Here is a 12,352-nt window from a genome sequence, read left to right on the forward strand (position 1 = left end):
TCCACGACCGTTTGCCCTTGATCGGCGGCGTATTCCTTGATCGACGACGGACCCATTGGCGTGTCGATGCGGCTGGTTCGCGGTGCGACGTAAGGTCTGCGCCATGATGACAAAGGCGCGGGAATGGCAAAAGCTCGGACTCATCGCGTTGGCCGCAATCGTCATCGTCATTGTTTACAGCCAAATCATCGTCGTCTCGCAGCCCAGCTCTCAGGCGGCGGACATTACCGCCGTCATCAGGGGAGTCAACCCCGACAACGGTGCGGGCTTAAGAATGGACGTCCTGGTCGACGTGCCGGTTCACCTGACGGGATGCGAAGACACTGTCAAGGTGAAGGCGATCGTCTCCGGGACGCCTCAATTCTGGAAGACGCACGGTGCACAGATAGGCGGCGCTGGCCATCTGGGGCTGGCCTTGCACACGACGTACGACGGACTGCGAATGCTCGACTGGTCCGGCTACGACCTTCCGGATGCCTTGCTCAACGTATACGGCCCCGACCAGGTGCCTAATCCGAACCGGAGCGGAAAGGTCACCTTTACGCATCGAGAGGACTCGACTACCGGCGGTAGCCTATACGGGGTGTCGATTCAAGATTGGGCTAGCCACCGGACGCCGCTCGTGCTCGAGTTCGACGCCAAATGGACCTCGCCCCGCTCGACCGGATCCTGCTACCTCGTACTGCCGGAACTGGTGGCCGTTGAGTCCACCGCGGTGGGACAAGCGCGGGCCGGGGCGTACGACGCCGGGAGCGTGTTCGATGTCGCGCTCAACAGTTCCAACGGCGGCGAGGCCGCCACTCTCCCAGCCGCGGTGACGTTCGGTCGGGTCATTGTGCGGACCAACGGCCACATCGCGGACGGCCAATCCAGACCTGCTCCTCGGTTGGTTGACGGCAACCCCTGGACGAAGTCCCTTGGCGAGATCGGCGAAGAGGCGGGCGTGTGGACCTGTGAGCCGCCGGCATCGAGAGAGCAGTACCCCAATGCCGGGGTGGTCAGTCCCGACGGGAACGAGAGCAGCCCTCCGCTCGACGCCGCGGCGCCGGCCGGCTGCGGAGGATTGGCGGTGATCGAGGCGCGAAACGCCGGCACGGTCCGGGACTTGGGGATCCTTCTGGTCGGCGGGTTGTTCAGCTTCGTTTTTGGCGCTCTGCTTCAGCACGGCGTCGGTTTGGGCGGGCGATCGTCGAAGGTGGACGCGAAACAAGACGGCGCCAGTCCGCCGGCGTGACACCGCGGGTCGACTGGATGACGCGGATCGTCGCGCGGGTCAGCGGCACCAGGCCGGCCCGGTCCACCTTGTCCAGCGTGTCGGCGCGGTCGAACAGGTAGTACGGCGCGGACAGGAAGTTCACGATCGGTACGCCCGCGCGGTAGTAGAAGGCGGCATCGGTGGGCGGCTGCTCGCCGAGCGCCGTGGGTGTCAGGATCAGCGACCGGTGTACGCCCTCGGCGACCAGCGCGCCGCGTACCGCGGCCTCCAGCGCTGGCACCTGGCTGGTGAAGAACCAGCGCGGCACCGGCAGCCCGTTCGCGGGCAGGCGTGCCGCGTGCTCCAGGTGCACCTCCAGCACGGTGCGGTCGAGCTCGGCGCGGTGCCGGGCGATGAAGTCGAGCTGGCCGGTGAAGCCCGCCACGTGCGCGGCGTGCAGCAGGAACACCATCCGGTGCGGGCGCTCGGCGGCGGGCACGGACGACCAGTACGCCGCCTGCGCGAGCACCAGCGCGATCCCGCTGCCGTCCTCGACCGCCGAGGACCAGGGGCCGTCGTGGTGCGAGCCGACGATCACCAGGTCGTCGTCGGCGCCGGGCAGCTCGCCAACCACGTTGTGCGAGGTGATCGTGTCCACTGTGGATGTGGCGGTGAGCCGCACGTGGACCGGCCCGGCGGCGAGCAGGCCGCGCAGCCACGCACCGTCGCTGCCGCTGATCCACACGCCGGGGATCGGGCGGCGGACCGCGTCGTACGGGACGTAGTAGTGGTGCGAGTCGTCGGGATGCCCGGTCAGGGAGCCGATGAACGCCGCCGCGCCGGCCGCGATCGACGGCTCCATGACGGCCAGCAGCTCCGGCCCGAACGGCAGCACGTGCTCGGTGCCGGGCAGGGTCCGGTCGGGGTCGACGACGCGGTCCGGGAGGACAGCGCTGAGCCCGAGGTCGGCGGGCAACCGCAGGAACCGTACGTCGTACAACACCGCCTTGCCCGCGGCTGACACCGAAGGGTCGTATCCGGCCAGCTCCAGCTCCAGCCCGTCGGCCGGAGCGGCGTACGGCACCGGGTAGCACGGCACCGACCGGGTCGCGCCGCCGTTCGGGGTGACCCGCAGGGACCAGCGATGCGGGCGCCAGCGCTGGGCGGGGACCGGCTCCAGCCGTACGCGCTCCAGCCCGAAGCGGCGGAACCGGGAGGCGATCCACCGCTCGGCCCACACATCGGCCGGGTAGCCGGGCCGCCGGATGCCGTGCGAGTAGACGGTTTTGATCCAGCCGAAGATGGTGTCCTCGTCCGGGAGGTAAGGTGCCGGCGGTAGAGCAGGTAGCGCCGCACCCACGCCCAGCGCGCTGGACCCCAGCAACACGTCGCGCCGCCGCATGGATTGACTGTAGTCGACTTATGCCGCTGCTAGAACGGGAGATTATGGCAGGCGAAGACCGTCCGCGATTCGTGCTGCACGAGCACCGGCGGCCCCGGCACCACTTCGACCTGCGCCTGGAGGAGGGCGGCGTCCTCCGGTCCTGGGCGCTGCCGCGCGGCCTGCCCACCGACCCGACCCACAACCGCCTCGCCGTCGAGGTGGCCGACCACGACATGGAGCACCTCACCTACCAGGACGAGGACAAGTCGATCGCCGATCTGGGCTGGTGGGAAGAGCACGATCGCAACGAGCGGCGGCTGCTGTTCACGCTGCACGGTAGGGGTCTGCCGCGGCGGTACGCGTTGATCCGTACCGCCGAAGGGTGGCTGATGCACCAGACGAAGGAGCAACCACCCGCCGCGTAGGCCGTCGGGCCGCCGATCAAGGAATCTCGCGTCGATCAAGGGCATATGGTCGTGGTTTGGAGATCAAAGCACGACCATATGCCCTTGATCGACGCACAAAGGGGGCGGCCCGCGCGACGGCGCGAAGGGCGGCCCCGCGACGGGCAGAGGGAGGGGCGCGGCCGGGGTTAAGGGCCGCGAGGGTGTCTAGGATTTGTTGGCCGAATTTGGCCAGTTTGTTTTCGCCTACGCCGTTCACCGTTGCCAGGGCGGCCAGGGTGGTGGGGTGTTCGGTCGCGATCTGGCGCAGGGTCGCGTCGTGGAAGATGACGTACGCCGGCACGCCCTGCTCCTTGGCGGTGGCCGCGCGCCAGGCCCGCAGCCGCTCGAACACCGGTGCCGCCTGCGCCGGCAGCTCCGCGGCGGCCGCCGCCGAGCGCGACTTGGCGGGTGTGGTCGGCCGCGCCTGCTCGCGCCGCAGCCGGACCTCGCGCTGCCGGCTCAGCACCGACGTGCTGCCCTCGGTGAGGACCAGGACGCCGTACTCGCCCTGCACCGCGAGCAGGCCCTGGGCCAGCAGTTGGCGCACCACGCCCCGCCACTCGGACTCGCCCAGTTCGGTGCCGATGCCGAACACGGTCAGCGCGTCGTGGCCGTGCTGGGTGACCTTGTCGGTCTTGCGGCCGAGCAGGATGTCGATGGACTGGCCGGCGCCGAACTTCTGGTTGCGCTCGCGCTGCAGCCGCAGCACCGTCGACAGCAGCTTCTGCGCCGCGATCGTGCCGTCCCACGACTCCGGCGGCGTCAGGCACGTGTCGCAGTTGCCGCAGGGCTTGCTCTCCTCGCCGAAGTACGCCAGCAGCTGCACGCGCCGGCACTCGACGGTCTCGCACAGGGCCAGCATCGCGTCGAGGTGCGCGGCCAGGTTGCGCCGGTGCGCGAGGTCGCCCTCGGAGGAGTCGATCAGCTTGCGCTGCTGCACCACGTCCTGCAGGCCGTACGCCAGCCAGGCGGTCGACGGCAGCCCGTCCCGCCCGGCCCGGCCGGTCTCCTGGTAGTAGCCCTCCACCGACTTGGGCAGGTCGAGGTGGGCGACGAAGCGTACGTCCGGCTTGTCGATGCCCATCCCGAACGCGATCGTGGCGACCATGACCAGGCCGTCCTCGCGCAGGAAGCGGGACTGGTTGGTCGCGCGGGTGCGGGCGTCCAGCCCGGCGTGGTACGGCAGCGCGGGGATCCCGCTCTCCACCAGGAACTCGGCGATCTTTTCCACCGACGCGCGGGACAGGCAGTAGATGATGCCGGCGTCGCCCGCGTGCTCGGTGCGCAGCAGCGTGAGCAGCTGCCGGCGGGGCTCGTTCTTCGGCACGATCCGGTACTGGATGTTGGGCCGGTCGAAGCTGGCCACGAAGTGGCGGGCGTCGCCGAGCTGCAGCCGGGTCGCGATCTCCGTGTGGGTCGCCGTGGTCGCCGTCGCGGTCAGCGCGATCCGGGGCACCTTCGGCCAGCGCTCGTGCAGCATCGACAGCGCCAGGTAGTCGGGCCGGAAGTCGTGCCCCCACTGCGACACGCAGTGCGCCTCGTCGATCGCGAACAGCGAGATCGTGCCCCGGTCCAGCAGCCGCTGGACGGCCGCGGTGCCGAGCGCCTCCGGCGCCAGGTACAGCAGGTCGAGGTCGCCGGCCAGGAACGCCGCCTCGACCGCCCGCCGCTCGCCGAAGTCCAGCGTCGAGTTGAGGAAGCCGGCCCGCACGCCGAGCGTCCGCAGCGCGTCGACCTGGTCCTGCATGAGTGCGATCAGCGGCGAGATCACCACCCCGGTGCCCTCGCGCACCAGCGCCGGGATCTGGTAGCACAGCGACTTGCCGCCACCAGTGGGCATGAGCACCAAGGCGTCGCCGCCACCGCTCACGTGGTCGATGATCTCCCGCTGGTCGCCCCGGAACGAGTCGTACCCAAATACGCGTTGCAGGACCTCCAGAGCCACCGGGCGATTCTAGGCCGACCGACCGACAGCCTGGGGGACCGACCGCAGCGCGCCGGGGCGCCGCCCGTCGAGCCGGTCCAGCGCCGCCGAGGTGGCCTCGTCGGCCGGCAGGTAGACGACCAGCCGCTGGTCGTCGGCCTCCGGCAGCTCCAAGATCTCGTACGCCAGCCGCAGCTCGCCCACCTCGGGGTGCGCGAGCCGCTCGATCCCGGTGCGCCGCGGCACGGTCGCCGCCGCCAGCCGCGCGGCGAACGCCGCCCCCGCGATCACGGTCAGGTCGTCGACCAGCTCCGCCCGATGGTGGTCGTCGGGGCCGATCGCCACCGCCAGCGTCGCGGCCCGCTCGCCCGCCACCCGGTCCCAATCCGGGTACGCCGCCCGCGCCCGCGCGTCGGCGAAGACGTACCGGGCCAGGTTGGGCGGGTCCGCGTCCAGCAGCCCGACCGGTCCCACCAGCCGCGCGAACCCCGACGTGTACGCCAGCACGTCCGCCAGCCGGTTCATCACGTACGCGGGGGCCGGCTCGAGCCGGTCCAGCAGCGCCCGCACGGTGGGCCGGACCTCGCGTGCCGGCGGCTCCAGTCCCGCGCACACCAACGCACCGCCGCCCCCGGCCACCTTGGCCAGGCCACGCAGGTGCATCCGCTCCTCGCTGGACAGCCGCAGCGCGTCGGCCAGCGCCGCCAGCACCTGCATCGACGGGTGCCGGTCGCGCCCCTGCTCCAGCCGGGTCAGGTACTCGACGCTCACCCCGGCGAGGGTGGCCAGCTCGGCCCGGCGCAGGCCAGGTGTGCGGCGGCGGGGCCCGGTCGGCAACCCCACCTCGGCGGGAGTGACGGCTTCGCGGCGACCGCGCAGGAACGCCCCCAGGTCGGTCATATTTGCGAGGCTACACACCCACGGCGTACCCCATCGTGGCCCTGACAAGGCCAGCCTCGGCGCGGTCTGGTTCCGCGGCGGGCGACCAACGACGGTGGTGGGTATGGATCTAGGACTTACCAACCGCACCGTCATCGTCACCGGCGCATCCGGGGGCATCGGGCGGCACATCGCCCGCGGCTTCGCCGCGGAGGGCGCCGACGTGGTCATCACCTACCGCAACTCGCGCTCCGACGCCGAGCAGGTGGCCAAGGAGATCGGCGACCGCACCCTGCTCATCGGGTACGACCTGAGCGACCCCGCCGCGCCCACGGCCCTGGTCAAGCAGGTGCTGGACTGGACCGGCCGGATCGACGTGCTGGTCAACAACGCGGTCAACTGGGGCGCCGACGGCCTGCCGCAAGGGCACTTCGAGGACGCGCCGGACGACTACTGGCTGCCGGTGCTGCGGGCCAACATCGAGGGCGCGCTGCGGCTGACCCGGACCGTGGCGCCGGTCCTGCGCGAGCGCCGCTGGGGCCGGCTGGTGCACGTCTCGTCCAGCGTCGCCGAGGACGGCATGCCCAGCGGGGAGTACTACGGCGCGGCCAAGGCGGCGCTGCACGGGTTCAGCAAGTCGGCCGCGATCGGGCTCGGCCGGGATGGGGACATCCTGTCCAATGTGGTCATGCCCGGCCTGACCCGGACAGACCGGAACACCGAGATCACGGACGCATTCGGCGACCACTACAGCGCGTTGGCGCCGATCGGCCGGCTGCTGGACGCCGCCGAGGTGGCCGGCGCCGTCGTCTACCTCGGCTCGGCCGCCAACACGGGCATCACCGGGCAGGTGATCAGGGTGACCGGCGGCGCCTGACGGCTGTTGTCGGTGCTGGCGGCTACGCTGCTGGCGTGACCGAGACGCTGTACGGGGCTGACGACCTCACCCACCTGGAAGGGCTGGACGCCGTCCGCAAGCGTCCCGGCATGTACATCGGGTCGACGGACAGCCGCGGCGTCAACCACCTGGTCAACGAGATCCTGGACAACTCCACCGACGAGGGTGTCGCAGGTCACGCCACCCGCGTCGTGGTCACCCTGCACGCCGACGGTTCCGTCCAGGTCGACGACGACGGCCGCGGCATCCCCACCGACGTGCACGCCAAGTCCGGCCTGTCCGGCGTCGAACTGGTGCTGACCCGGCTGCACGCGGGCGGCAAGTTCGGCGGCTCGGGCTACAAGACCTCCGGCGGCCTGCACGGCGTCGGCGCCTCCGCCGTCAACGCGCTGGCCCGCCGCTTCGACGTCACCGTCCGGCGGGCCGGCAAGATCCACGAGATGTCCTTCGAGTACGGGGTGCCGGGCGTGTTCGACGGGCCCGGCCCCACCGCCCGGTTCACCCCGCAGGCCGGCCTGCGCGTCATCGGCAAGCTCAAGGCCGGGCAGCCGACCGGCACCTCCATCCGGTACTGGCACGACCCGCGCTACTTCGAGACCGGCGCCGCGCTCGACCTGGAGGCCGTCCGCGCCAAGGTGCGCAACACGGCGTTCCTCGTGCCCACCGTCACCTATGTGCTGCGCCACGCCGACGGGGAAGACGTCAACCACTTCCCCAACGGCCTGGTCGACATGGTGGACTACCTCACCCCGGACGGCGACAAGCCGGTCTGCGGCACCGTGGTGATCGAGGGCACCGGGACGTACCGGGAAAACGCCGCCGACGAAAACGGCGTCATGCAGTCCAATGTGGAGCGCAAGGCCGAGATCGAGGTCGCGCTCCGCTGGGGCACCGGCTACGACCGCACCGTCGAGTGCTTCGCCAACACCATCCGCAACGTGCACGGCGGCACCCACCGCAAGGGCTTCGAGCGCGCCGTCACCCGCGCCCTCGTCGACGCCATCCGCAACACCCGCGGCCTGCTGCGACCCAAGGAGGAGCCGCCCGTCCTCGACGACGTCCTGGAGGGCATGACCGCGGTCGTGCACGTGCGGATCCCGGAGCCACAGTTCACCTCGCAGACCAAGGACGAGCTGTCCACCGCCGGCATCACCCGGGTCATCCAGGCCGTGGTCGAGCAGCACCTGCGCGCCTGGGTCGACGGGCGCAAGACCAAGACCGAGGCCCGCACGATCCTGCAAAAGATCGTCGACGCCGGCCGGGTCCGGCTGGTCCAGAAACAGCAGAAGGACGCCGCCCGCCGCAAGACCGCCCTCGAAGGCGCGGCCATGCCGGCCAAGCTGGTCGACTGCCGATCCACCGGCGTGCAGCGCAGCGAGCTGTTCATCGTCGAGGGCGACAGCGCGCTCGGCACCGCCCGGCTGGCCCGCTCCTCGGAGTACCAGGCGCTCCTGCCCATCCGCGGCAAGATCCTCAACGTGCAAAAGGCCAACCTGCAACAGGTGCTCGACAACGTCGAGTGCTCGGCGATCGTGCAGGTGCTCGGCGCCGGCTCCGGCCGCACCTTCGACCTGGGCGCCATGCGCTACGGCCGCATCCTGATCATGGCGGACGCCGACGTCGACGGCTCGCACATCCGCACCCTGCTGATCACGCTCTTCGCCAAGTACATGCGCCCGGCGATCGAGGCCGGCCGGCTGTACGCCGCGATGCCGCCCCTCCACAAGATCACGACAAAGGGTCGCGAGCCGCGGACCATCTACACGTACACCCAGGCCGAGATGACCAACACGGTCGCCCGGCTGGAAAAGGCCGGCAAACAGGTCGTCACGCCGATCCCGCGCTTCAAGGGCCTGGGCGAGATGGACGCCGACGAGCTGTGGGAGACCACGATGAACCCGGGCACCCGCTCCGTGCGGCGGATCACCCTGGACGACGTGGACGAGGCCGAGCGGGTGCTGGAGCTGCTCATGGGCGACGCCGTGCCGCCCCGCCGTTCCTGGCTGATCGACTCCGCCGGCCGGGTCGACCGCGACACGATCGACGCCTGAGGGAGAGCGCACAGCAATGGCACGCCGCAAGGGCACCCAGACGAAGGTCGACCTGTCCGCGTTCGACCAGGCGGGCGCGACGGTCCACGACAACTCGCTGATCGCCGAGGTCGAAGACTCCTATTTGGAGTACGCCTACTCGGTGATCCACTCCCGGGCGCTCCCGGACGCGCGCGACGGACTCAAGCCGGTGCACCGCCGCATCCTCTTCTCGATGCACGAGCAGGGCCACCGGCCAGATCGCCCGTATGTGAAGAGTGCCCGAGTTGTCGGCGACTGCATGGGTAAGTACCATCCACACGGGGATGGGGCGATTTACGACGCGATGGTCCGGCTGGCGCAGGACTTCTCGCTGAACGCGACACTCATCGACGGGCATGGAAATTTTGGGAGCCCAGACGATGGACCGGCGGCCTCGCGATACACCGAGGCTCGGATGTCGCGCGAGGCGATGCTGCTGGTCGGTGAGCTGGGCGAGGGCACGGTCGACTTCCGGCCCAACTACGACGGCTCGCTGGAGGAGCCCGTCGTGCTGCCCGCGGCGTTCCCCAACCTGCTGGTCAACGGCACGTCCGGCATCGCGGTCGGCATGGCCACCAACATGATCCCGCACAACCTCGGCGAGGTCGTGGCGGCCGCCCGGTGGCTGATCAACCACCCGGACGCCACGCTGGACAAGCTGATGGAGTTCGTCCCCGGCCCCGACCTGCCGACCGGCGGGATGCTGCTGGGCCTGGACGAGGTGCGCAAGGCGTACGAGACCGGCCGCGGCGTCGTGCGGATGCGCGGCAAGGTGGAGATCGGCCCGCTCGAAGGCAGCCGCGGGCGCCAGGCCATCACGGTGGTCGAGCTGCCGTACGGGGTGGGCGCCGAGAAGGTGATCGAGAAGATCACCGACGAGGTCACCAAGACCAAGCGGCTGCAGGGCATCGCCGACGTCAAGGACCTGACCGACCGGGAGAACGGCACCCGCCTCGTCATCGAGTGCAAGGTGGGCGTCAACCCGCAGGCGCTGCTCGCCGACCTGTACCGGCTGACCCCGCTGGAGCAGTCGTTCGGCGTCAACAACCTGGTGCTGGTCGACGGGCAGGTGCAGACCCTGGGGCTCAAGGCCCTGCTGGAGGTCTTCCTCGCCCACCGGTACGAGGTGGTGACGCGGCGCACGACGTACCGGCGGCGCAAGCGGCAGGAGCGGCTGCACCTGGTCGAGGGCCTGCTGCTGGCGCTGATCGACATCGACAAGGTGGTCCGGCTGATCCGGGCCAGCGACAACGCCCAGGCGGCCAAGGACGCCCTGATGGCGCAGTTCAAGCTGTCCGACATCCAGGCGACGTACATCCTGGACACGCCGTTGCGGCGGCTGACCAAGTTCGACCGGATCGAGCTGGAGACCGAGGGCGAGCGGCTGCGCGCCGAGATCGCCGAGCTGTCCGCGATCCTCGACGACGACGCGGTGCTGCGCAAGGTGGTCGCCGACGAGCTGGCCCAGGTGGCGAAGGAGTTCGCGAGCGAGCGGCGTACGACGCTGATCGACGGCGACCTGAAGGTGACGCTGGCCGCGTCCGTGCCGTCCGGGCCGCTGGAGGTCGGCGACGATCCGTGCCAGGTGATCCTGTCGGCGACCGGGCTGGTCGCCCGTACGGCGGTGGAGTCGGAGGAGGCGGCGGAGGGGCGCAGCCGCAAGGGTCGGGTCAAGCACGACAGCGTGCGGTCGGTGGTGCACACGACGGCGCGGGGCCAGGTGCTGCTGGTGACCAGTAAGGGGCGGGCGTTCAAGACCGACGTGCTGCCGTTGCCGGTCCTGCCGGAGCAGACCGGGACGGTGTCGTTGAGCGGCGGGATGTCGGCGTCGGAGCTGGTGCCGCTGGAGCCGGGGGAGGCGGTGATCGGGCTGGCCCCGCTTGCCGGCGCGGCTGGCTCGCCGGGGCTCGCGCTGGGCACCCGGGAGGGCGTGGTGAAGATCTGCGCGCCGGAGTGGCCGGTCCGGTCCGACGAGTTCGAGGTCATCGGCCTGCGCGAGGGCGACGAGGTGGTCGGCGCGACGTGGCTGGGTGACGGTTCGGAGACGCTGGCGTTCGTCAGCTCGGACGCGTCGCTGCTCAAGTACCCGGCCGGGGTGGTGCGTCCGCAGGGCCTCAAGGGTGGCGGGATGGCCGGTATCAACCTGGACGCCGGGGCGCAGGTGGTGTTCTTCGGCGCGGTGCGTACGGACGACCCGGAGCACGGGGAGCCGATGGTGGTCACCTCCACGGGTGGCAGCGTCAAGGTGACTCCGCTGTCGGCGTACCCGCCGAAGGGGAGGGCGACCGGCGGGGTGCGCGCGCAGCGGTTCCTCAAGGGTGAGCGGCGGCTGGCGTTGGCGTGGGTGGGTCCGCGCCCGGCGGCGGCGAGCGGCACCGGTGACCCGGTGACGTTGCCGGCGGTGGACCCGCGGCGGGACGGGTCGGGTGCGGCCATGTACGGGCCGAAGGTGGTCGGGCACCTGATCGAGCGCGGCTAGCCGCGGTTGACTTCAACCTTGGTTGAGGTTGGAGGCTGTCCACATGAGAGCGGCAGCGTTCAGCGAGTACGGGGGCCGGACGTGCTCCGGCTGATGGAGTTGGAGACGCCGGAGGCGGGTGCCGGGCAGGTGCGCGTGCGGGTGCGGGCGGCGGGGGTGCAGCCGTACGACTGCGCGGTGCGGGCGGGCTGGACGCCGCCCGGTGTGGCGCCGGGCCTGCCGAAGATCCCGGGCAACGAGTTCGCAGGCGTCGTGGACCAGGTCGGTTCGGGCGTGGAAGGCGTCTTTTTCGGTGCCGAGGTGCTCGGCTTCGGGCAGGTCCAGGCGTACGCGGAGTACGTGGTGGTGCCGGCCACACACGTCACGGCGAAGCCGGCGGGCATGCCGTGGGAGGTGGCCGGCGGGTTCACCGCGGGGGCGCAGACCGCGCACATCGCGCTGAACGAGCTGCGCATCGGGCCTGGGGCTGGATCAATCCGGAGCTGGGCGCGGAGCGATCAGCCCGGATTGATCCAGCAGCCAGGGCCGGAGCGACCGAAGGGAGCCAGTCAGCAGCGGCCGGGCGACACGCTGCTGATACACGGCGCGGCCGGGTCGGTCGGCACGGTGGCGGTGCAGCTCGCGGTGCTGTGGGGCGCGCGGGTGATCGGCACCGCCCGGGAGGACAACCACGACTACCTGCGGTCGCTGGGTGCCACGCCGGTGGCGTACGGGGAAGGGCTGCTGGACCGGGTGCGGGCGGTGGCGCCGGACGGGGTCGACGCGGCGCTGGACGGGGCGGGCGGCGACGCCCTGGACGTGTCGCTGGAGTTGGTCAAGGACCGGGACCGGATCCTGACCCTGGTGGAGCACGACAAGGCCGCCGACCTGGGCGTCCGGCTGACCCCGCCGCTGCGGTCGGCGGAGCGGCTGGCCGCGCTGGTGGACCTCTACGAGAAGGGTGACCTGCGCATCCACGTGCGCCGGACGTTTCCGCTGGAGCGGGCGGCGGACGCGCACCGCGAGATGGAGACCGGCCACGGGCGCGGAAAGCTGGTCGTGCTGATCGACTGAGCGTGCCAGGATGTCCGTCATG

Annotated in this window: 8 protein-coding genes and 1 pseudogene; 6 read left to right on the plus strand and 3 right to left on the minus strand. The window is 70.9% G+C overall.

Translation table 11 applies throughout. The features are described from left to right. Positions 1 to 103 precede the first annotated feature (103 nt). Positions 104 to 1,234, plus strand: coding sequence for a hypothetical protein (locus tag Prum_RS40890; RefSeq protein ID WP_173082423.1), 1,131 nt, complete (start codon positions 104 to 106; stop codon positions 1,232 to 1,234). On the opposite strand, the gene Prum_RS40895 is transcribed toward Prum_RS40890, so the two are convergent. Next, positions 1,134 to 2,597 carry a M28 family peptidase gene (locus Prum_RS40895; RefSeq protein ID WP_173082425.1) on the minus strand — a complete coding sequence of 488 codons (1,464 nt, stop codon included), beginning with the start codon at positions 2,595 to 2,597 and terminating at the stop codon, positions 1,134 to 1,136. The genes Prum_RS40890 and Prum_RS40895 overlap by 101 nt on opposite strands. A 44-nt stretch (positions 2,598 to 2,641) precedes the next feature. Between Prum_RS40895 and Prum_RS40900 the strand changes: the two genes are divergently transcribed. Further along, positions 2,642 to 3,004, plus strand: a complete 363-nt coding sequence (locus tag Prum_RS40900) for a DNA polymerase ligase N-terminal domain-containing protein (protein WP_173082426.1) — start codon at positions 2,642 to 2,644, stop codon at positions 3,002 to 3,004. 16 nt (positions 3,005 to 3,020) lie between these two features. Here Prum_RS40900 and recQ read toward each other — a convergent pair whose 3' ends face one another. Both recQ and Prum_RS40910 read right to left on the minus strand, forming a co-directional pair. Next, complete coding sequence (recQ, locus tag Prum_RS40905; RefSeq protein WP_173082427.1) at positions 3,021 to 4,970, minus strand: DNA helicase RecQ; 1,950 nt, start codon at positions 4,968 to 4,970, stop codon at positions 3,021 to 3,023. Between the two features lie 9 nt (positions 4,971 to 4,979). After that, a complete protein-coding gene (locus Prum_RS40910; RefSeq protein WP_173082428.1) occupies positions 4,980 to 5,849 on the minus strand; it encodes a helix-turn-helix domain-containing protein in 870 nt (289 codons plus the stop codon). 103 nt (positions 5,850 to 5,952) lie between these two features. Here Prum_RS40910 and Prum_RS40915 point away from each other — a divergent pair, with 103 nt between their 5' ends. The 4 genes and pseudogenes from Prum_RS40915 to Prum_RS40930 all read left to right on the plus strand — a co-directional run bounded on the left by Prum_RS40915 (position 5,953) and on the right by Prum_RS40930 (position 12,330). Next, entirely contained in the window at positions 5,953 to 6,705 is a 753-nt protein-coding gene (locus Prum_RS40915) for an SDR family NAD(P)-dependent oxidoreductase (RefSeq protein WP_173082429.1), read from the plus strand. 35 nt (positions 6,706 to 6,740) lie between these two features. Continuing rightward, a complete protein-coding gene (locus tag Prum_RS40920) occupies positions 6,741 to 8,777 on the plus strand; it encodes a DNA gyrase/topoisomerase IV subunit B (RefSeq protein WP_246278443.1) in 2,037 nt (678 codons plus the stop codon). Positions 8,778 to 8,793: 16 nt separating this feature from the next. Continuing rightward, positions 8,794 to 11,277: a DNA gyrase/topoisomerase IV subunit A gene (locus tag Prum_RS40925; protein ID WP_173082430.1), complete on the plus strand. Its 2,484-nt coding sequence runs from the start codon at positions 8,794 to 8,796 to the stop codon at positions 11,275 to 11,277. A 43-nt stretch (positions 11,278 to 11,320) separates the two neighbouring features. After that, a pseudogene (locus Prum_RS40930) lies at positions 11,321 to 12,330 on the plus strand (NADP-dependent oxidoreductase). Positions 12,331 to 12,352: the final 22 nt, after the last annotated feature.

The organism is Phytohabitans rumicis, assembly GCF_011764445.1.
Taxonomy (GTDB): Bacteria; Actinomycetota; Actinomycetes; order Mycobacteriales; family Micromonosporaceae; genus Phytohabitans; species Phytohabitans rumicis.

Coding starts and splice junctions, on each gene's coding strand:
- Prum_RS40925 (WP_173082430.1), top strand. CDS start 8,794: ATGGCACGCCGCAAGGGCACCCAGACGAAGGTCGACCTGTCCGCGTTC.
- Prum_RS40895 (WP_173082425.1), bottom strand. CDS start 2,597: ATGCGGCGGCGCGACGTGTTGCTGGGGTCCAGCGCGCTGGGCGTGGGT.
- Prum_RS40890 (WP_173082423.1), top strand. CDS start 104: ATGATGACAAAGGCGCGGGAATGGCAAAAGCTCGGACTCATCGCGTTG.
- Prum_RS40910 (WP_173082428.1), bottom strand. CDS start 5,849: ATGACCGACCTGGGGGCGTTCCTGCGCGGTCGCCGCGAAGCCGTCACT.
- Prum_RS40915 (WP_173082429.1), top strand. CDS start 5,953: ATGGATCTAGGACTTACCAACCGCACCGTCATCGTCACCGGCGCATCC.
- Prum_RS40900 (WP_173082426.1), top strand. CDS start 2,642: ATGGCAGGCGAAGACCGTCCGCGATTCGTGCTGCACGAGCACCGGCGG.